A 22005-nucleotide genomic window follows, 5' to 3' on the forward strand; every position below is an offset into this window, starting at 1 on the left:
CGGCCTGTATTCAGGCCGCCCTCGAATCTTTTATGTTATGGATGTTTATTTAACGATCCTGAATACCGGGTATCTCAGGTATCCTGGTTCTGAGTATGGCGAATGTTCGTAGACAAAGCGCAGCTGTGCTTCGCCGCTCTTCGCAAAGGTGCTGTCTGTAGTTTGCCGCTGCTTTAACAGCTGTTGCAGGGCGGGATCAGACTTCAGATAATCTGCCGCAATATCTTCAAACACATAATGGGAATAGCCTTCTTTCCTGGCCAGGATGGGATCAAAGAAGTTCCAGGCGAAGAAGGAATCACCGCCGGTAGGCTCCAGTGTTTCAATGAGGTAGCGGTTCGCCACCTGGTTCATCGGGATGTAATAGTCGCCCTTTCTGAAACGAATGGTGTCCATTGTAGTGGTCAGTTTCACCGCACTATGGATGTAATGCCCCTCGTAGGGCCGCTGAGCGGTCTTATAATCCGCAATGTGGTAGGTTTCGACATAGATGGCTGTATCCTGGGAAAAGCGCCTCATTTGGACCTTATTGTTCTTTAGCAGATCGAGGACGTTCCACCAGCCTTGTGGAATAACATAGGCTACCGGTTTCTGTACAAAATTGCCCGCTATGACATTGTCATAAAACTTGACCTGTTTTTCGAAAGGTTTGGTACGGTCATAATACAGGCGTGGCTCTCCGGAAATATCGCTTGGTTTATGGCCGGCGGCATATCCTTTAAAGGTGATATAGCTGTAATGGCTGGTATCGACGTTCCATTCGAGAGGGAAGGAGGCCTGTGTTTTTTCCTGCTCTTTTGTATGAGCACGTAAGGTTTTGATCTGTTCGCTGTGTGTGCTTACAAAGCTGATGAAAGATTCCATCAGGGCATATGTGGCCTGTACCCTTTGAGGATATGGTTTCAGCATGTGTGTTTCGGGCACAAAGCCGAAGGTATGAAAGAGGGTGGTGTAACCGCTGGAATAGCGGGGACCGTCAGCATAGGTGATCCAGCCATTTTCAGGCGTTTCGCCGAAGTGATTGACATAAGGTACCAGGTCATATCCTTTCTCTTTCATGAGCCGGTAAATGCCGGGTTCGAATTCCTTATGAAGGAAGCTGCCCATTGTACCGCCCATTTTGTTATGTTCGGTAGACAGAAGGGTCATGACATGCTGATAATCAGCGCCATTGCTCACATGGTTGTCTATGAAAACGTCCGGATCGGTCAGCTGATAGATCTGCTGGAAGGAGCGGGCGTTACGGGAATCGGCCTTGATAAAGTCACGGTTCAGATCGTAGTTCCGGGCATTGCCACGGGAACCGAAAGCAGCCGGACCATTCTGATCAACCCGGAACTCGGTACTGCGGTCCAGGGCGCCACCGATGCTATAGACCGGGATGACGGCCAGGACGATATTGTCAGGGAGTTTCTTTTTACCAAATGCCAGGTCACGTAACAGCATCATGGAGGCGTCAATGCCGTCGGGTTCGCCGGAATGTATGCCATTGTTAATGAGGATGATACGTTTATTCTTTTTACGCAGGCTTGCAAAGTCGAAATCTCCGGAGGGGGAGTAGACTACAAGATGAAGCGGGAGGCCGGCATCTGTGTTGCCCATTTCCCGCATGGAGATCTGGTTAAAGCGCTTGTCCAGTTGTTTGTAATAGGCGATACATTCGTCATAGGTGGCCGTTTCCTGCCCTTGCGTTTTCTCAAAGCGGGTGGTCAGGTCTTGTGCCGAAGCGGGCAGGCAGGTGTAACATAATGCAAGCAGGGCGGCAGTTCTGATAATTCTCTTCATGTAAAAAGCGACGTTTGGATGATATTTCTGGCCTTCAGTAGGGCATCTGCAGTCCTATTGAGACGAATATGTTTAGATCTTGTAATTACAACAGGCATATGAGCACTGAGGGGGGAACAAAATAGGGGAATATCTTCAGTTTTTATAGGCTTGTTGTACGAGCGGTGGCAGGATAAAAGGGAATAAACAATAAAGTTATACCTCGGTCTGGTTCAGGACGTCCGGAGATGCGTCGTATATGCGTCGTATATGTCTCGTGTATGAAGTATGCCAGCGGCATGCCATGCGGTGGTAACAAGAATAGTTCAAAGGTAGGGCATTGAGTGTCTCAATAGGCTTTCTATCGGCTTCATATAAGGCTACTAAAAGGTTACCAAAAGGGTATTAAGAGGTTATCTATATATCAAATCGATATTGAAGTGACCTTTAAATGATATTTTGATGTCAATTTAGTATCCTTATACGTACCTTAGAGAAACGATACAGGAAACTTGTATTACTAACCTCAAAACGACCTTTTTATGGCCATTGTTAAAGACAATATCCTCATGCAGCTTGTACGAGGCTCTCTCGGCAAGCAGATCACGATCTACGAAAGGAACGGGCAGATCATTATGGCGAAGAAACGCGGCCCATCAAAGAAAAAGCCTACACAAAAGCAGCTGGAGGCCAGGCATAAGATGGCTATCGCTTCGATGCGCGCGCATATGATGCTGGAAGATCCGCAGATCAAGGCTTACTACCAATCGCTGGCAGGGCCGGGGCAAAATGCCTATAATATGGCTGTGAAGGATGCTTACCGCAGTCCTGAGGTCCAGAATATCAGATTAGAAAAGGAGGAAGTGGTAGTGACAGCCCAGAATGAGTTCCGGGTAGCAGAAGTGGAGGTAAGGGTGATAGACGCTGAAGGGGTTATTACAGAAAGCGGTCGGGCATTTTTGGGCCGGAATGGAGTAGATTGGTATTATAAAGCAGCGGCACTGCCCGCGGGTGGTAAAGTCATTGTGGTGGCGAAAAGTTTGCCTGGGAATTCAACCATAAAGGAATTGCTGCTTACCTAAAAAACGTCTTCACTGTTTACAAATGGCCTCTTTCAGAAGGGGGACCATTCCCGAATACGCTTTAATTTGCCAGCTGGTTTGGATATTTTTGATATATGTTATTCCGCGCTATAAGTGGATAGGCGTAGCTTTGACTTAATCGCCCCAATCGCCAGGTATTCAAGTTGGTCTGGGAAAACAGCAGGAAGGGAAGAGGCTCAGATGGTATATGTACAAAACAAAAAGCCCTTCCCGGTTAAAGGAAGAGCTGTTGTATGAATTATTTAGACTAAAGCGCTTACGCGATAGCGTTTACTTTCTTGGAAAGTTTGCTTTTCAGGTTGGCTGCTTTATTTTTATGAATAACATTACGTTTAGCCAACTTGTCGATCATAGAGATCACATCAGACAACTTTTCATCAGCAGCCGCCTTTTCAGTCAATTTCTTCAGATCACGGATCGCGTTACGGGTAGTTTTACCGTAGTAACGGTTACGCTCATTGCGTTTTCTGCTTTGACGTACGTCTTTTTTCGTTGCTTTATGGTTTGCCATTTTTCTAATTTCAAGTTTCGGACGGCAAAGGTATGGATTAGTTATTTAGAAAACAAATAAAATGGAAATTGAGGGGAATATTTGGTCAGATGCCCTGAGAAGGCGGCAAGTTAGTTAAAACTGAATAAAATCAAGTGAAAAGTGGTTAATATAAGAATTGTAGATTAAGTGTTTCGGATTAAGCTTTAAACCTTCACCATTTTTCCGTTTTTCTTTCACAAAAAAGCAACGATATTTGCAATCCCATATATTATATATGGGGCATTCGACAGAATAGCAATTTGAATCGAAGCTTTAGCAAAACTCGTTGTAAATGAAGGACTTCTCATTTGTTACCAACTCACATCCTGCCTACATAGAATCGTTATACCAGGATTACCGTAAAGACCCTGGCGCAGTAGACCCGGAATGGAGCAAGTTTTTTGAAGGATTTGACTTTGCGGTAAATAATGTTAATGGGAAGGCAGGAGCGCCGGGAGCGGCGGGCGCCGGTTTACCGGTAAGCAGTGACCAGTTAACAAAGGAACTCAATGTTTACAGACTGATACAGGCCTACCGTAAAAAAGGCCATCTGATCTCAAAAACAAATCCTATCCGCGAAAGAAAGGATAGGCAGGCCAACCTGGACGTCTCTTTTTACGGACTTGGTGAAGCAGATCTGAAAACAGAATTCTATGCCGGTCAGGTACTGGGTCTTGGTAAGACCAGCCTGGAAAATATCGTGAACCGACTGAAGCAGGTATATGCTGCTGCAGTGGGCCTGGAATTCACATACATCAACGACGCCAAAAAGGTAGAGTGGCTGCAGCGTGAAATGGAAACCACCCTGCAACAACCTGTAACCCTTGAAAAGAAAAAGCGCATCCTGCTGAAACTGAACCAGGGCGTAATGTTCGAAAAATTCCTCCAGACTAAATATATAGGTCAGAAACGCTTCGGGCTGGAAGGTGGAGAAAACACCATCCCGGCACTGGACGCTATCATCAACACTGCTGCTACCGAAGGCGTGCAGGAAGCAGTGATCGGTATGGCGCACCGCGGCCGTCTGAGCGTATTGGCAAATATCCTGGGTAAAACGTATGAGCAGATCTTCAACGAATTTGAAGGACATGCCGTACCTGACCTGACAATGGGTAGCGGTGATGTAAAATATCACCTCGGCTTCCATTCTATCGTAGAAACACCATCCGGCAACAAGGTAAACCTCCAGCTGATCCCTAACCCTTCCCATCTGGAAGTAGTTGACCCGCTGGTAACAGGTTTTGCCCGTAGTAAAGCGGACGTGATCTACAATAGCGATTACGATAAAATACTGCCTATCCTCATCCACGGCGATGCCGCGGTAGCAGGACAGGGCGTAATATATGAGCTCATCCAGATGAGCAACCTGAAAGGCTATTATACCGGTGGTACCATGCACCTGGTGATCAATAACCAGATCGGGTTCACAACTGACTTTGACGATGCCCGTTCTTCCGACTATTGTACCAGTATCGCTTCTACCGTACAGGCGCCTGTATTCCATGTGAATGGCGACGATGCAGAGGCGGTAGTAAAAGTAGCCGAGATAGCAGCCCGTTACAGACAGGAATTCAATTCAGATATCTTTATCGATCTACTGTGCTACCGCCGGCACGGGCATAACGAAGGTGACGAACCTAAGTTCACTCAGCCAAGCCTCTATGCACTGATCGATAAACATCCGAACCCAAGAGAAGTGTACACGCAGAAATTGCTGCAGGTAGGAGAAGTGGAAGTACAGGAACTGGCAAAGGAAATGGAAAAGAGCTTCTGGGCCGATCTGCAGGAACGCCTGGATGAGGTAAGACAACACCCATTGCCTTACACTTACCAGAAACCTGAACAGTGGTGGGCTGAATTACGCAAGTCTAAACCCGAAGATTTTGAACAGTCGCCGGTGACTGCCATCAAAGAAGAAGAGGTAAAACGCCTGGTTGGCAAGCTGATGGAATGGCCTAAAGAATTCGTTCCATTACGTAAAGTTGAAAAGCTGCTGCAGGACAAAATAAAACTGTTCGAATCAGAAGGAAAGCTGGACTGGGCAACCGGCGAGCTGCTGGCATATGCAAGCCTGCTGGCTGAAGGTAAGGATGTACGTATGAGTGGTGAAGACGTGAAAAGAGGTACTTTCTCGCACCGTCACGCGATCCTGACTGACGAAAATACAAATGCAACTTATAACAGGTTGGCCAAGCTGCAGGAAAAACAGGGCCAGTTCCGTATCTATAACTCGTTGCTGAGTGAATTTGCCGTACTGGGTTTTGAATACGGATATGCTATGGCAAATCCGCATACCCTGGTACTGTGGGAAGCACAATATGGCGACTTCGCCAATGGTGCACAAACTGTCATTGACCAGTACATAAGCAGTGGAGAACAGAAATGGACTACGCAGAACGGATTGGTGATGTTATTGCCACATGGTTATGAAGGTGGTGGACCAGACCACTCTAATGCCCGTCCTGAAAGGTTCCTCCAGGCATGTGCTGAATACAATATGATCGTTACAAATATTACGACATCTGCTAACTTCTTCCACGCATTGCGCCGCCAGTTAACCTGGCAGTTCCGCAAGCCGCTGGTGAACTTCGCACCTAAGGCCAACTTAAGGCATATAGGTTCTTATTCACCAATATCAGCCTTCACAGAAGGAGGATTTAAAGAGGTGCTGGATGATGATTATATTGATGATCCATCTAAAGTGAAAAAAGTACTGCTGTGTACCGGTAAGATGTACTTTGACCTGAGTGAAAAACAGCAGAAAGAGAATAGAAAAGATGTAGCCATTGTAAGGCTGGAGCAATTGTATCCGCTGCCGGTAGTTCAACTGGAAGCACTGAACCAGAAGTACAAAGCTGCTACCTGGTTCTGGGTACAGGAAGAGCCGCTGAACATGGGTGCTGCTTCTTATCTGCAGATGAACCTGAAACAGATCAACTACGGTGTGATCAGCCGTAATCCAAGTGCAGCCACTGCAACCGGATACGCGAAGGTACATGCACGTGAACAGCTCGAGATCATTGAGACTGCATTTAACATTTAGATGAATAGAGAACAAAGTGAAGGATGATTTCACTTTTAAACATTGATTGCACACAGAAATTAGAAATATGGCTATCGAAATCAAAGTTCCTACGGTAGGAGAATCTATTAGCGAGGTAACAATTGCAAAGTGGTTGAAGAAAGACGGAGATTATGTGCAGCAGGATGAGGTGATCTGTGAACTGGAATCTGAAAAAGCCACCTTTGAACTGAATGCAGAAAAGGCAGGGGTATTAAAAATTGCAGCCCCTGAAGGCGCTACTTTAAAAGTAGGCGATGTTGCTTGTACAATTGATACGGATGCTGCTGCTCCTGCGGGCGCCAGCGCTCCGGCCGCAGCTGCGCCTGTTGCCGCTGCATCTGCACCTGCTCCCGTTGCCGAAGCTGCTCCTGCAGCACCGGCGGTGAACAAAGGAACCATTGAGATGAAGGTGCCTACTGTGGGTGAGTCTATCAGTGAAGTAACACTGATCAAATGGCTGAAGAAAGATGGTGAGTATGTGGAACGTGATGAAGTCATCTGTGAACTGGAATCAGAGAAAGCGACTTTCGAACTGAATGCCGAAGAAGCCGGTGCATTACAAACACTCGGTAAAGAAGGAGACGTATTAAAGATAGGTGATCCTATCGCTAAAATAGATACCAGTGTAGGTCGTCCTGCCGGTAAAGCACAACCAGCTGCCGCAACAGCTCCTGCTGCAAAACCACAGGCTGCTCCGCAGGCACAGCAGGCGCCGGTGACCGCTATCCCGAACGATGTAAAGGCTAGTCCTGTAGCTGCTGCTGTAATTGCAGACAAACACGTGGACCCATCCTCCATCAAGGGTACAGGTGCACATGGCAAGATCATGAAAGACGACGTATTCGCAGCACTTCAGAACCCTGGTGTGGCTATCGGTCAGGAAATGTTCACCCGCGCAGAACGCCGCGAGAAGATGAGCAACCTGCGTAAGACCGTATCCCGCCGCCTGGTTGAAGCTAAGAATACAACAGCGATGCTGACCACTTTCAATGAAGTGGACATGACCAACATCATGGACCTGCGCGCTAAATACAAAGAGATCTTCAAGAAACAGCATGAGGTGAACCTGGGCTTCATGAGCTTCTTCACAAAAGCATGTTGTTTTGCATTGAAGGAATTCCCTTCTGTAAATGCATATATCGACGGAGAAGAACTGGTATACCACGATTTCTGTGACGTATCAATTGCCGTATCTGCACCGAAAGGTCTGGTAGTACCGGTGATCCGCAACGCAGAAAGCCTGGATATGGCGCAGATCGAGAAGAAAGTAGTAGAACTGGCTACCAAAGCCCGTGACAACAAACTCACCATGGATGAAATGACCGGTGGTACTTTCACTATCACCAACGGAGGCGTGTTCGGTTCACTGATGAGTACTCCGATCATTAACATTCCTCAGTCTGCGATCTTAGGTATGCACAAGATCCAGGAACGCCCGATGGCTGTAAACGGACAGGTAGTGATCCGTCCGATGATGTACCTGGCGCTGAGCTACGATCATCGTATCATTGATGGTCGTGAATCAGTAAGCTTCCTGGTACGTGTAAAAGAAATGCTGGAAAATCCTGAACAGTTATTGTTCGGAAAAGATCCGCTGAAAGCATTACTTAAACTCTAATCACCGCAAAACGCGGAACGCACATAATTGCGGAAACGCTTAACGCCTGATTGCCTTATTGCCAATCGCGTTAAGCGTTTTGCATTTTTGAGCCGCCCGCATTAATCGCTATATGATCCGTTGGGAAAATTATTTAGCTGCTGCTGAAAAGATCATTGTCGCTTACGATGGCAGCCTGCCATTGCATCATTTTCTGAAAGGGTTCTTTAAAGAGCATCCTTATATGGGAAGCCGGGACAGGCGACAGATCTCTCAACTGGTATATCAGTATTACCGGATGGGATACCTGTTGAAAGGAGCGAAGAGCACTTCTGAAAGAATATTGCTGGGCGCCTTTTTATGTGAACAGGAAGGGAATGAACTGCTGCGGCATTTTCATCCGGAACTGAATGAAAAGATCACATTGCCGGTTGAAGCGAAGTTGTCGTTGTTAGGGATAAATGATGTTACACAGGTATTTCCGTATATCCAGGAATTGTCGGCCGGTATAGATATTGAAGCCTTCTGCCGTTCATTCTTTGTACAGCCGCAGCTGTTCATCAGGACACGGAACAATAAACGGTTCTCAATAGTACGCCTGCTGGAAAAAGCAGAAGTCACATTTGAAGTACTGGACGAAGATACGATCGCATTGCCCAACAGCACCAAGATCGATGCTATCATTACAGATAAAAGCTGGTATGAGATCCAGGATGCGTCATCGCAAAAGGTGGGTGCATTGTTCAATGCACAGCCAGGAGAATTGTGGTGGGACAGCTGCGCTGCCAGCGGAGGAAAATCGATCCTGTTATTAGATAAACAACCGGCCGTAAAACTGCTGGTGAGTGATGTACGGGCCTCTATCATTCAAAATCTGCATCAACGGTTTAAAGAGGCTGGGATCAGGCATTATGAGAGTGTTGTAATGGACCTGACAGCGCCGGTATTATTATCAGTTATAAAAGAACGCCGCTTCGATCATATTATCCTGGATGCTCCCTGCTCCGGATCAGGTACCTGGGGGCGTACACCGGAAAGTCTGTCTTTCTTCAACGAAAAACAGATCACGGAATATCAGCAGTTGCAGCAAAAGATCGCTTCCAATGTAGTACAGCTGTTAAAACCCGGAGGAACGCTGACGTATATTACCTGTTCTGTGTTTAAAAAGGAGAATGAAGACGTGGTAACATTCCTTGAAGAAGGAAGTGGATTGGAACAACAGGAAGGTGGCGTAATAACGGGCTATGGACAGCGTGCAGACAGTATGTTTGCAGTAAAGATGATAAAGAAATAAACCCTAAAAGCTTCATGAAAAAAGTACTGTATTTGTTGCTGTTCGTTACAGCATGTAAATCATCATCGCAGGAAGAAGTTGACAGGATCGCTTTGATCAGGGAAAGAGTACTGAATGAGGATATCACTGTGGCATACCGCCCTGAGACATTCAAAGGTGACATTGCACACATCTCAGAAGTTTATTGCAGAGAGCTCAAAGCAGGCGATGGTTATGTGAAGAGAGATACGACATTAAAGGAGTATTCGTTTAAGGACCATCGTTTGTACCAGATTGCTACTGTGACTAAAAGAATGCCCTATGATACACTGACCATCCGGTACGATTCGGCAGGAAGAATATTTGAACTGATCAATTCTGATGATCGTCGGGTCATTTATAATGTAGATCGTTTTAAATACGATGCTTCCGGCAGACGGATAGAAAAAACGAACCGTGTTTATAGTACAGAAAGCCGTCGTTCGTACGTGTATAATAAGGCAGGCGATTCCTTAGTCGTTAATGGAGCGGATGGTGTGAAAATTAAGGACATTTATATTGGTACAAAGGAAGATCACATAACTGTAACGAACGTTATCAATGCGGGAACAATAGTATATGAATTTGATCAGCATAATCAGCTGGTTGGAATATATGTGTACGAGGATAATAAGGCATCGTATAAAGTGACCAGGAAATATGACAGTCAGGGGAATCCTGTATCATGGGAACAATACACAGGTGATCATATGACGAAAGAAGGCTTTGGTAAGATGATGAATGAGGCGCTCAGTTATGCGACAGAATATACATACGATAACACGGGTAACTGGACAATGAAGAAAGAGCAGCCGAAAGATAAAGGCTGGTCCGGAGTGACAACGAGAAAGATCACTTACAGGTAGAAAATAAAAATAAAAGGTGCCTCAGTTTATTGAAGCACCTTTTTTATATCTGGATGTAAATATTACTGTGGTAGAACAGTTCTCTGAATAATACCTCCTGCAATCACATCATCTCCTTCATAGAAGACGGCTGACTGACCCGGAGCGATACCTTTCACGTGCTCATAGAAGTTCACATTCACCTTACCGTCTACATTATACAGGTTGCTGAGCGCGCCTTTATCCTTATAACGGATCTTGGTGATCGCTTCCATACCTTCCGGAATGTGATCGTACTTGATAAAGTTGATACCTGAAACGGTCATTTCGTTCCTGTTCAGTTCATCTTCATTACCCAATACAACGGTATTGGTTTCGGGGATGATCTCGGTAACGAACACCGGGCGTCCCAGGGCAATATCAAGCCCTTTACGCTGTCCGATCGTGTAGAAGGGGTAACCCTTATGATGACCTACGATCGTGCCGTCTCTCAGTACGAAATTGCCGCCATTGACCTGTTCTTCCAGGCCATCCACTTTACGTCTCAGGAAACCGCGGTAGTCATTGTCAGGTACAAAGCAGATCTCATAGCTTTCTGCTTTTTTTGCCAGTTCCGGGTAGCCGAAGTCAAACGCCATCTGGCGGATCTCCGTTTTGCGGTATTTACCCAGGGGAAGTATGGTACGGGCCAGCACATCCTGCTGGAGGCCCCACAATACGTAGCTCTGGTCTTTCAGTTCATCAATACCCTTGCTGAGTACGAAGCGGCTGTCTTCTTCCCTGATCTGTGCATAGTGTCCTGTTGCAATAAAGGCACAGTCCATGGCATCGGCACGTTTCATCAACGCGCGCCATTTTATATGGGTATTGCACAGAACGCAAGGATTGGGCGTGCGGCCTGCTATATATTCGTCTACAAAGTTATTGATAACAAAATCCCCGAATTCGTCCCTGATATCCAGTACGAAGTGCGGGAAACCGTGGTGTACGGCTGCTGCGCGGGCATCATTAAAGGAATCCAGGTTACAGCACCCGGTTTCTTTCTTGCTGGAGCCGGCAGATGCATAATCCCAGGTCTTCATGGTGATACCCACCACTTCATACCCTTGTTCATGGAGCATCAGGGCGGTAACGGTACTATCTATACCGCCGCTCATCGCTACCAGAACCTTACCATGTCTGCTCATTGTTATTAATATTAAGTGCGCAAAATTACAGAAATTAGTCGAGACACCTCCCTGGGGGTAATATTATGACATGAATCGGAAAGAGTAAATCTATCCGGATATTGAGTAATGGCTATGGACTGTCAAGTATTCGTTTTATATTTAATGGTCGGAGTTCTGCGTTTATTAAAAAACCTAATATGTTACCTATTTTAAATAAAGCTCATGTATTGAAGCATCCGGAACTGGGGGTGTCAGAGAGCTATTTCAACTATCCGGAGAAAATTTTACAGTTTGGCACAGGAGTGCTGCTACGGGGCCTTGTGGATTACCTGGTGGATAAAGCCAACAAACAGGGAGTATACCAGGGAAGGATCGTAGTGGTGAAGTCTACGGGGGGCGATACCCTGGAGTTCAGCCAGCAGGATAACTTATATACTACTAATATTAAGGGGATTTCCCAGGGGGAACTGGTGAATGATGTGCTTATCAATGCTTCTGTTAGCCGTGTTTTGCAATCGAATGCAGACTGGCAGAAGGTTTTGGAGGCTGTGCACCAGCCAACCCTGCAAACGATCATTTCCAATACCACTGAGGTAGGGATCCAATATGTGGAAGAAAAAATAGACGGCGTACCGGCATCATTTCCCGGAAAGCTGCTGGCAGTGCTCTGGAAGCGCTTCCAGTACTTCAAAGGCGCTTCTAACACCGGATTTGTGATCGTACCGACAGAGCTGGTCGTAAATAACGGACAGTTACTCAAAGAGATCGTGCTGAAACTGGCAAAATATAACGATCTGCCACCGGCTTTCACGGAATGGGTCGAAAAGTACAATCATTTCTGCAGTTCACTGGTGGACAGGATCGTACCTGGCAAACCAAAAGAACTGGCAGCCCTGGAAGAAAAAGCAGGATATAAGGACAGCCTGTGGATAGACGCTGAACCATACCTGCTTTGGGCGATAGAAGGAGATGTACGGGTAAAGGACATCCTCGGATTCCATCAAACGGACGCCCGGATGCTGATAGCCCCGGACATTACGCCTTTCCGCGAACAGAAACTCAGGATCCTGAATGGAAGCCATACAATATCAGTGCCTTTGGGTTATCTCAGTGGTCTGAACACCGTTGTTGAATGTATGGAAGATGCGTATATGCGTTCCTTCTTCCGTACAGTGGTCATAGATGAGATCCTGCCTACGCTGAAGGGGATCTGTCCGCAGGCGCCTGAATTTGCAGAAGATGTACTGGACCGCTTTGCCAATCCGAACATTGCGCATAAGCTGTTGAGCATCACCTTCCAGGAAAGTATGAAGATGAATGCCAGGAACGTGCGTACCATCACCCGTTATTATGAGCAGCAGCAGGCATTACCAGCGTCCATGTGTCTGGGCTTTGCAGCAATGCTGTTGTTCCTGCGACCTGAAAAGCAGGAGAACGGGCAGTATTTTGGTAAGCGGGGAACAGAATATTATGCCATCACAGATGATAATATCGCCATCTTTGCAGCGTATTGGGCAGGCATAACCGGTAAGGGAAGTGCAGCTGTTACGGAAATGGTACACGCTGTCAGTGCCGACAAGCGTTTATGGGAAACTGACCTGTCGCAGATCCCTGGTTTTGTGGATGCGGTAGCCGCTCACTTAACCGGTATGTTACAGGAAGGAGTGAAAGCATATGCAGACAGCTATAGTAAAGTATTATAAGGAACCAGATCGTTTATGAAACAATTCTTAGGTGCTGATTTTCTGTTACAGACAGAAACGGCAAAACAGCTATTCCACGATTATGCAAAAGAGATGCCTATCATCGATTATCATAATCACCTGCCGCCGGACGAGATTGCCGCTAACCGTCAGTTTGAGAACCTGACAGCCATGTGGCTGAAAGGCGACCACTATAAATGGCGCGCTATGCGTGCAAATGGGGTAGCGGAAGAGGATATCACGGGCAATACAGATGACTATACCAAATTCATACGATGGGCGGAAACGGTGCCTTATACGATGAGGAATCCGTTGTACCATTGGACACATATGGAATTGCTGAACCCTTTTGGCGTAAAGCAATTGTTAGATAAGGACAGTGCGGAGCGGGTGTATGAGCATTGTAACGAACAACTTTCTAAGTGGACGACCCAGGCATTATTGCAGCATTTTAAAGTAGACACATTGTGCACTACTGATGATCCCTGTGATTCCCTGGAGCATCATAAAGAGATCAGCCGATCTTCTTTTAAAGTGCGTGTATTGCCGACATTCAGACCCGACAGGGCCATAGGAGTGGAGGACGTTGCAGCATTTAATGCTTACGCAGATAAACTAGGTGCGGCAGCAGGTGTCAATACAGATACCTACAGCCAGTTCATAGACGCGTTACGCAGCCGCCACGACTATTTCCATGCAAACGGAGGCCGCCTGTCCGATCATGGCATCAGCACCTTCTACGCGGGTAATTTTACGCAGGAAGGATTGGCTGCATCTTACGCAAAACTGCGTAAGGGACAGCCACTGACACCGGAAGAAGCAGATGCTTTTAAAGCAGGCACACTACATATTATCTGCGAATGGAACCATGAACGTGGCTGGGTACAACAGTTCCACGTAGGCGCCATCCGCAATAACAACAGCCGTTTGGTAAGCAGGGTAGGTGCAGACGCCGGTGTGGATTCGATCGGCGACTGGCAGGTAGCGCAGGCAATGTCAGCATTCCTGGACAGGCTGGACAAAAAAGATAAACTTGCAAAGACGGTAGTATATAACCTGAACCCTGCATACAACGAAGTGTTTGCCACTATGGTAGGCAACTTCCAGGATGGCACTGTTCCGGGAAAGATGCAATTCGGTTCCGGCTGGTGGTTCCTGGACCAGAAAGACGGGATGGAGAAGCAGATGAATACGTTGAGCAATATGGGCCTATTAAGCAGGTTTGTAGGAATGCTGACCGATTCAAGAAGTTTCCTCTCGTATTCCCGACATGAGTATTTTCGCCGTATTTTGTGTAACCTCATAGGTAACGATGTAGAAAACGGCGAGTTGCCCGCAGATATTAAATGGCTGGGCAAGATGGTGCAGGACATCAGTTACAATAACGCCAGATCGTATTTTGGATTTTAGACCCTACAAGAAGCATGAAGCCAGTTAAAGTAATTTCATTCGGAGAGATATTATTACGCTTGTCGCCGGAGTGGGGCAAAAACAGCGCAGCCTTGTATGTAGGCGGCGCGGAAGCCAACGTAGCAGCTGCTTTGGCGCGTTGGGGCACACCGGTATCATACATCAGTAAAGTACCTGACAATGGTATTGCCACGCAGGTACTGGAACAACTGGAGTCGCTCGGAATAGCAACAGACCGCATGTTGAAAGGAGGTGACCGTATCGGCATTTATTTCCTGGAACAAGGCACTGACCTGAAAAATGCAGGCGTAGTATACGACAGAAAATATTCTTCCTTCAGCCAGATCCAGCCAGGTACGGTGGATTGGGATAGTTTGCTGGGAGATGCAGAGTGGTTTCACTGGAGTGCGCTAACACCTGCGTTGAATGAAGATGCAGCCACTATCTGTAAAGAAGTGTTAGAAGCAGCATCCCGTAAAGGATTGAAGATATCTACAGATCTGAACTATCGCAGTAAGTTGTGGCAGTATGGCAAGCAGCCGTTTGCAGTGATGCCGGAACTGGTGCAGTATTGCGATGTGATCATGGGTAACATATGGGCCGCCCATCAGATGCTGGATACCAAATTGAACACTGTAGCATTGGAAACAGCTAGTAAAGAAACATACCTCGCGGAAGCAGCAGTTGTTGCTAAAGATATTACCGAGAAATATCCCCGCTGTAAACAGGTAGCTTTCACCTTCCGTTTTTCCAATGCATTTACGCATAACCTCTACTATGCTACCTGGTATGAAAAAGGAGAACTGAAAGTATCAAAACAATATGAAACAAATGCAGTAGTGGACCGTGTGGGTAGTGGAGATAGTTTTATGGCAGGACTGATACATGCGCAGGTAAGCGGTATGGACGCACAACAAACGATCTCGTTTGCTGCAGCCGCAGCCTGGTCAAAGTTATTCCTGAAAGGAGATTTTAATTTAACAGATAAAGCAGACATCTTAAAACTGATATAAGACATGGCAGCACCAGCAGCAGAGATCATAGGCGCGTTTGAGCGTAGTAAAGTAATTCCTGTATTCTACCATGATGATGCAGCAGTATGTATAGAAGTACTGCAGGCTTGTTATGACGCCGGACTTCGTGTGTTTGAGTTTACCAACCGCGGAGAAGGAGCACGACGTAATTTCACCGCCATGCAGGAAAAGAAGAAAGCTACTATGCCAGATATGTATCTGGGTATTGGTACCATTAAGAATGGGGAAGATGTAAAAGCATTTGCAGATATGGGCGCTGATTTCATTGTAAGCCCTATCATAGATGCCGGTGTAGCAGAGAGTTGCAGGAAAGAGAACATTGTATGGATACCCGGTTGTATGACGCCTTCTGAAATTGCCATAGCGGAAAAACATCAGGCGCCGTTAACAAAACTATTTCCCGGCAATGTACTGGGACCAGGTTTCGTAAAAGCTATCAAGCCCTTATTCCCTAAAATGAAGTTCATGCCTACAGGTGGTGTAGAACCCACGAAGGAAAGCGTACAATCCTGGCTGGACGCAGGAGTAGTATGTGTAGGGATGGGCTCTAACCTGCTGAATAAAGACCTGATAGACAAGAAGGACTGGACTGCATTGCGTGCGCAGATGTCAAGCCTCGTAGAGCTGGTGAAAAGTATAAGTAAATAATAACGATCAAGGATCAGCTGTTACCCATACGATAACCATGCTGGTTACTGATAATTATAGCGGCTTCCACTGTTAAGCAACAGACAGAAGGATCAGTAAAGCTAAACAGGAAAATATATTATTGTCAAACAGACAAAGGTCCGGCTGTGCCTCCTTAATTTGATAGTAAGACCAAAAGCATCCGGCGGTTTCAGGTGGAGATCCCTGGCCTTAGTTATTTGAAGTGTGCTGACGCGATCAACCAGGGGGTTAATGGATAATCCAAAGCTAAACCGTCTGCCAACGCCTGATAGTAAAGAACTTCAAAGAACTACAGCCAGGGATCCCACCTGAAAGCCGCGTACCACTGCCGTCGCTCCGCATAAGTCCGATTCAAACTAAAATACCGTTCATACATCAAAAGATGCAAACGTTTGCATTATTCAGCAGAGTGTTGTAAATTGATAGCACTTTATAAATTCCAAAATGAAAGGCATGGATTCCACTACCATAGGAAAATATCGTTGGCGCATTTGTGCATTACTCTTCTTTGCAACTACAATTAACTATATAGACCGCCAGGTAATTGGGCTGTTGAAGCCTATATTAATGGGGCCAGATCAATTTAACTGGACGGAGAAAGATTTTGGTAATATGATGTCCGCATTTGCGGCCGCATATGCAGTGGGCCTGTTAGTGTTCGGCCGTCTTGTAGATAAGATAGGTACGAAGATGGGATATATTCTCTCCATTGTAGTATGGAGTATCGCTGCAATGGGACATGCCCTGGCCAAAACAACATTTGGATTTGGAATGGCGCGTGTATTCCTCGGTCTGGGCGAATCCGGCAACTTCCCTGTTGCGATTAAGACCGTAGCGGAATGGTTCCCGAAGAAGGAGCGTGCGCTGGCAACCGGTATTTTCAATTCCGGCGCTAATATCGGCGCTGTAATTGCTCCCATTGTAGTTCCATGGCTTGCAGGTAATTACGGTTGGCAACACGCGTTTATCTGGACGGGATTAATAGGATTTGTGTGGCTGATCTTCTGGGCGGTTATGTATGAGATCCCTGCCCGTCATAAAAAACTGACTCAGGCAGAATACGATCATATCCACAGTGATGATGCTGTAACTACTGAAGAGATCCCGGCAGGAGTTAAACCGGTAACCGCAGCTGCAGTAGCATCAGCGTCCGCTCCTCATGAAAATAAGAGCGTAAGCTGGAAACAGTTGTTGGGAGTAAAACAAACATGGGCGTTCGTATTCGGTAAATTGCTGACAGACCCCATCTGGTGGTTCTTCCTGTTCTGGCTGCCTTCTTACTTTGCCACTACATTTAACCTGGATTTCAAAAAGCCGAATTTGCAGTTATTCGTTATTTATACCGCTACTACGGTAGGAAGTATTGGCGGTGGATATTTATCGTCCTGGCTGATCAAAAAGGGATGGCCTGTGTTCAAAGCACGTAAGACGTCCATGTTGCTTTTTGCTATCTGTGTAGTACCGATCATGTTTGCAAAAACCACTAACAATATTTGGGTAGTAGTTGGTTTAATAAGTTTAGCGGCGGCAGCACATCAGGCATGGTCTGCTAATATCTTCACAACTGCATCAGACATGTTCCCTAAACACGCGGTAAGCTCAGTAGTAGGAATCGGTGGCATGGCCGGGTCCATAGGAGGGAGTGTGTTTCCGATAGTGGTAGGCTACTTGCTGGATTACTATAAAGAACAGGGCAACATTGGTGCAGGGTACAATATCCTGTTCATTATCAGTGGATGCATGTATCTGTTAGCCTGGCTCATCATGCACCTGTTCGCGCCAAGAATGGAGCAGGTAAAGCTTTAAAAGGATTAGAACTCATTATAAAGATAAGGCTCAATTTTACCACGTAAAATTGAGCCTTATCTTTTATGCTTGAAGAAGTTATGTTGTTTACAGACTTACTCCGCGTTTCCATGGAATGAAGTCATCCTGATTTAACAGTTCAGCCTTTGTTTTAACCTCACCGCTTGCAGCCTGGATCACATATTCGAGGATCTCTTCTCCCATTTGTTCAATGGTTTTCTCACCGCTGATAATCGTACCGGTATTGATATCGATGATATCCGGCATACGCGTCGCCAGCTTGGTATTGGTAGCCAGTTTAACAACAGGGGCGATCGGGTTGCCGGTTGGCGTACCAAGACCTGTGGTGAATAGAACGATGTTAGCGCCTGAACCTACTTCTGCGGAAGTGGACTCCACGTCATTACCAGGGGTACATAGGAGGTTCAGTCCTGGTTTGGTGACATATTCTGTATAGTCCAGCACATCCACTACAGGGGAAATACCGCCTTTTTTAGCAGCACCGGCCGACTTGATAGCATCAGTGATCAGACCGTCCTTGATATTGCCAGGTGAAGGGTTCATATAAAAGCCTGATCCCGCCAACTCTGCCTGGCTTTCATAAGCCCGCATGATGTGGATGAATTTATCAGAAGTTTGTTTTTCAACACAACGGTTGATCAGTTCCTGTTCTACACCGCACAGTTCCGGGAACTCAGACAGGATAGAACTGCCTCCTAAAGCTACCAGCAGGTCAGAAGTATGTCCAACAGCAGGGTTGGCAGAGATGCCGGAGAACCCATCAGAACCACCGCATTCCAGGCCGATCACCAGTTTCGACAGGGGGCTTGGCTGGCGGGAGATCTTATCGGCTTCTACCAGTGCCAGGAATGTATCCCTGATCGCGTCAGACAGCATCTCAAACTCGGAAGCACTTTTCTGCTGTTCGAATACCAATACCGGTTTATCAAAATCAGGGTTCAGTTTACGCAGTGATTCCTGCAGGATGGATACCTGTGCGTGCTGGCAACCCAGACTTAACACAGTGGCCCCAGCCACATTAGGATGGTGTATGTAACCTGCCAGCAGGGCGCAGAGCGCATCTGAGTCCTGGCGTGTACCGCCGCAGCCACCTTCATGTGTCAGGAACTTGATACCATCAATATTGGAGAAAACGGTATTGCGTTTGTTGGTCAGCGTTACTGCTTCTGCTTTATATGTTTTGATCGCATCCAGGTCGCCGCTTTTGTATAGTGATACGAGATCTTGTACCTGCTCATTGTATATTTCGGTTGGAGCAAATCCCAGGCCTCTTTCAAAGGCAGTTTTAATAACACCTACATTGCGGTTTTCACAGAAAACCAATGGGATCACCAGCCAGTAATTACGGGTACCCACTTGTCCGTCTTTACGGGGAAAGCCCATGAAGGTGCGGTTTTTCCAGCTTGAAACGTCAGGTTTCTGCCATTCTATAATACCGTCTTTTTCATGGAAAGCATTGGCATCGTGTTTAACATTTTCAGTAGTAATGATCTCCCCTTTATGAATGGGGGTATTCGCTTTACCTACCAGTACACCGTACATAGTAATAGGATCGCCGGTCTGAGCGTCGGTGATCATGAATTTATGTTTAGCGGGAACATCTTTCAGCAAAGTAATTGTGGAACCATTAAACCTGACTTCTGAGCCTTTTTGCAGGTCTTGCAGGGCTACCAGTACATTGTCGCCAGGATGTATTTGTAGAAACGTATTCATAATAAGCTAAAGTATGAAATAACCTCACCCACTGTTAATACTAAAATCTTAATCCATGATGAGATTTTACCTTTAGAACAACCAGGGCCGTACAAGTGTTCAACCAAACCATTTCAGCCCTGTTGAGACAGGTGCTTCTGGCACCTGCCGGTATTTTATGCAAACGTTTGCAATTTTCGGCATTATGCGTTACCTTTCATTCAGGTTATGAAAAAAGATGCACTGATACAGCATCCCCATCATGAATTATCATTTCTTAATTTAATATGTCGAGATTATGACTGCAGAAACCAGGTATGCCGCCAGCCCGGCAGAAGTGTTGAGCTGGAACACAGCACAGACCCGGAAGGAACTTTTGATAGAACAGCTTTTTGTACAGGATGAGATCAAACTGGTTTACAGTCATTATGATCGCTTTGTGACCGGAGGGATCTTTCCTGTTGGAAAGACCCTGACACTGACTCCGCCCGACCAGTTTAAAGCCGCTTACTTCCTGGAAAGGAGAGAGCTGGGTATTATCAATGTTGGTGGCGCCGGCGTAGTAAAAGTGGACGGAGAGACGTTTGAGATCGGATTCAAAGAAGCTTTATATGTAGGGAAAGGCAAAAAGGAATTGTTATTCAGCAGTAAAGACAATAGTGCTCCGGCGAAGTTCTACCTGAACTCAACGCCCGCTCACCATGAATATCCTACTCGGCATGTTTCCCGTAAAGACGCGGAAGTAGTGACACTGGGAGCCATGGAAACAGCTAATCACCGTACTATCAATAAATTACTGGTTAGTACTGTACTGCCTACCTGCCAGTTGCAGATGGGAATGACAGAACTGAAACCCGGTAGCGTATGGAACACCATGCCTGCTCATACCCATGACAGACGTATGGAAGTATATTTTTACTTTGAAGTGCCGCAGGGTCAGTCTGTATGCCATTTCTGGGGGCAACCACAGGAAACAAGACATATCTGGATGCAGAACGAACAAGCGGTGATATCACCGCCGTGGTCCATTCACTCCGGTGCAGGCACCAGCAACTATACTTTCATCTGGGGCATGGCTGGTGAAAATCTTGATTATGGGGATATGGATGTTTGCGCAATACCTGATCTCAAATAAAAACCATGAAGCGGATCTTTTTATTGTTAATGGTCGCAGGATTATGGCACTCTAACCTGCTGGCCGGTTCCACGGATAAACCAGTTATCGCACCGGTAAGTATCACGATTAAAAATACTTCTGCTATTGCACGCAATGAAGAGATCGTGGAAATACCTTATGCTAAACTCAATGCTGTAGCTGGCCCTTTTAAACTGATCAATAAGCAAACCGGCAAAGAAGTACCCTACCAGCTGGCATACGAAGGTACGCCACAGCCCCAGTTGCTGCTGGTGCAGGTGAGTGTTCCTGCACATGCCAATGTGGTGCTCACTGCCGTAGCAGGTAAACCTGCTACAGTGCCGGCCCGTACATACGCACGTTTTGTACCCGAGCGTAAGGATGATTTTGCCTGGGAAAATGACCGTGTTGCTTTCCGTATGTATGGAGCAGCGTTGGAAAATTTCCCGGCTGAAAATGCACATGGTATTGATGTATGGACAAAACGTACCAGTGACCTTGTATTGAACAGGTGGTATAAAACAAACGACTATCATCATGACAATGGCCAGGGACTTGACTATTATCATGTCGGTATGACGCTGGGCGGTGGTGATATAGCTCCTTATCTGAACGACTCTATATACTATCCGCGTAATTACAGAACATGGAAAGTACTAGACAGTGGTCCGTTACGTTGCACCTTCCAGTTGGGTTATGAAGCTTGGCAGGTGGGCAATACAACAGTCTCTGTCGTGAAAACGATCAGTCTCGACGCAGGTTCCCAGCTCAATAAAATGAGTGTGCAATACACCCTGAAACAAGGTGATAGTTTGCCGGTAGCAGCAGGTATTGTGAAAAGGCCAACGCCTGGTACTATCCTGCTGGATGAGAATACAGGTATTACAGGTTATTGGGAGCCTGAACATGGAGCAGATGGTATCACAGGACTGGGGCTGGTATTACCGGTACATGCCGGTAGCATGCAGGTCACGGATCAGCATTTGCTTGCAAAAGCAAAAGCCAGTGGCAAAGCACCCTTCGTATATTATTTTGGCGCCGCCTGGAACAAGGCAGGCCGCTATACCAGTGCTGATCAATGGTTCGCTTATTTGCAGGCATTTGCAGCTAAGTTATCCGCTCCGCTGGAAGTAAATATCAATCAGTAAA

The 22005-nt window shown here is 46.4% G+C and carries 16 protein-coding genes; 12 read left to right on the top strand and 4 right to left on the bottom strand.

The window, feature by feature from the left end:
* Nucleotides 1-45: 45 nt before the first annotated feature.
* Nucleotides 46-1785 carry a M14 family metallopeptidase gene (locus C7475_RS25710; RefSeq protein ID WP_110056282.1) on the bottom strand — a complete coding sequence of 580 codons (1740 nt, stop codon included), beginning with the start codon at nucleotides 1783-1785 and terminating at the stop codon, nucleotides 46-48.
* Between the two features lie 521 nt (nucleotides 1786-2306).
* On the opposite strand from C7475_RS25710, the gene C7475_RS25715 reads away from it, so the two are divergent.
* The gene (locus C7475_RS25715) at nucleotides 2307-2846 is read left to right on the top strand and encodes a hypothetical protein (protein ID WP_110056283.1); all 540 of its coding nucleotides are present in this window, start codon (nucleotides 2307-2309) and stop codon (nucleotides 2844-2846) included.
* A 277-nt stretch (nucleotides 2847-3123) separates the two neighbouring features.
* On the opposite strand, the gene rpsT is transcribed toward C7475_RS25715, so the two are convergent.
* Nucleotides 3124-3378 (bottom strand): 30S ribosomal protein S20, encoded by a 255-nt coding sequence (gene rpsT / locus C7475_RS25720; protein WP_089815682.1) that lies wholly within the window; start codon nucleotides 3376-3378, stop codon nucleotides 3124-3126.
* Nucleotides 3379-3691: 313 nt separating this feature from the next.
* On the opposite strand from rpsT, the gene C7475_RS25725 reads away from it, so the two are divergent.
* The 4 genes from C7475_RS25725 to C7475_RS25740 all read left to right on the top strand — a co-directional run bounded on the left by C7475_RS25725 (nucleotide 3692) and on the right by C7475_RS25740 (nucleotide 10238).
* The gene (locus tag C7475_RS25725; RefSeq protein ID WP_110056284.1) at nucleotides 3692-6442 is read left to right on the top strand and encodes a 2-oxoglutarate dehydrogenase E1 component; all 2751 of its coding nucleotides are present in this window, start codon (nucleotides 3692-3694) and stop codon (nucleotides 6440-6442) included.
* Between the two features lie 67 nt (nucleotides 6443-6509).
* Nucleotides 6510-8081, top strand: a complete 1572-nt coding sequence (gene odhB / locus C7475_RS25730) for a 2-oxoglutarate dehydrogenase complex dihydrolipoyllysine-residue succinyltransferase (RefSeq protein WP_110056285.1) — start codon at nucleotides 6510-6512, stop codon at nucleotides 8079-8081.
* 112 nt (nucleotides 8082-8193) lie between these two features.
* Nucleotides 8194-9354, top strand: coding sequence for an RsmB/NOP family class I SAM-dependent RNA methyltransferase (locus C7475_RS25735; protein ID WP_110056286.1), 1161 nt, complete (start codon nucleotides 8194-8196; stop codon nucleotides 9352-9354).
* Between the two features lie 14 nt (nucleotides 9355-9368).
* Nucleotides 9369-10238, top strand: coding sequence for a hypothetical protein (locus tag C7475_RS25740; RefSeq protein WP_110056287.1), 870 nt, complete (start codon nucleotides 9369-9371; stop codon nucleotides 10236-10238).
* Nucleotides 10239-10300: 62 nt separating this feature from the next.
* Here C7475_RS25740 and mnmA read toward each other — a convergent pair whose 3' ends face one another.
* The gene (mnmA, locus tag C7475_RS25745; protein ID WP_110056288.1) at nucleotides 10301-11404 is read right to left on the bottom strand and encodes a tRNA 2-thiouridine(34) synthase MnmA; all 1104 of its coding nucleotides are present in this window, start codon (nucleotides 11402-11404) and stop codon (nucleotides 10301-10303) included.
* A 179-nt stretch (nucleotides 11405-11583) separates the two neighbouring features.
* Between mnmA and C7475_RS25750 the strand changes: the two genes are divergently transcribed.
* From C7475_RS25750 to C7475_RS25770, 5 genes are all read left to right on the top strand, one after another.
* Nucleotides 11584-13089 carry a tagaturonate reductase gene (locus C7475_RS25750; RefSeq protein ID WP_110056289.1) on the top strand — a complete coding sequence of 502 codons (1506 nt, stop codon included), beginning with the start codon at nucleotides 11584-11586 and terminating at the stop codon, nucleotides 13087-13089.
* 15 nt (nucleotides 13090-13104) lie between these two features.
* Nucleotides 13105-14499 (top strand): glucuronate isomerase, encoded by a 1395-nt coding sequence (gene uxaC, locus C7475_RS25755; RefSeq protein WP_110056290.1) that lies wholly within the window; start codon nucleotides 13105-13107, stop codon nucleotides 14497-14499.
* A 14-nt stretch (nucleotides 14500-14513) separates the two neighbouring features.
* Entirely contained in the window at nucleotides 14514-15512 is a 999-nt protein-coding gene (locus tag C7475_RS25760; RefSeq protein WP_110056291.1) for a sugar kinase, read from the top strand.
* A 3-nt stretch (nucleotides 15513-15515) separates the two neighbouring features.
* Nucleotides 15516-16181: a bifunctional 4-hydroxy-2-oxoglutarate aldolase/2-dehydro-3-deoxy-phosphogluconate aldolase gene (locus C7475_RS25765; RefSeq protein WP_110056292.1), complete on the top strand. Its 666-nt coding sequence runs from the start codon at nucleotides 15516-15518 to the stop codon at nucleotides 16179-16181.
* A 474-nt stretch (nucleotides 16182-16655) separates the two neighbouring features.
* Nucleotides 16656-18008: an MFS transporter gene (locus C7475_RS25770; protein ID WP_233259964.1), complete on the top strand. Its 1353-nt coding sequence runs from the start codon at nucleotides 16656-16658 to the stop codon at nucleotides 18006-18008.
* Between the two features lie 87 nt (nucleotides 18009-18095).
* Here C7475_RS25770 and C7475_RS25775 read toward each other — a convergent pair whose 3' ends face one another.
* On the bottom strand, nucleotides 18096-19742 hold the full coding sequence (locus C7475_RS25775; protein ID WP_110056294.1) for a UxaA family hydrolase: 1647 nt from the start codon (nucleotides 19740-19742) through the stop codon (nucleotides 18096-18098).
* A gap of 277 nt (nucleotides 19743-20019) precedes the next feature.
* Here C7475_RS25775 and kduI point away from each other — a divergent pair, with 277 nt between their 5' ends.
* Complete coding sequence (gene kduI, locus C7475_RS25780) at nucleotides 20020-20856, top strand: 5-dehydro-4-deoxy-D-glucuronate isomerase (RefSeq protein ID WP_110056295.1); 837 nt, start codon at nucleotides 20020-20022, stop codon at nucleotides 20854-20856.
* A 5-nt stretch (nucleotides 20857-20861) separates the two neighbouring features.
* Nucleotides 20862-22004 carry a DUF4861 family protein gene (locus tag C7475_RS25785; protein WP_110056296.1) on the top strand — a complete coding sequence of 381 codons (1143 nt, stop codon included), beginning with the start codon at nucleotides 20862-20864 and terminating at the stop codon, nucleotides 22002-22004.
* The last annotated feature ends 1 nt before the right edge of the window (nucleotide 22005 follow it).

The organism is Chitinophaga sp. S165, assembly GCF_003182155.1.
GTDB lineage: Bacteria > Bacteroidota > Bacteroidia > Chitinophagales > Chitinophagaceae > Chitinophaga.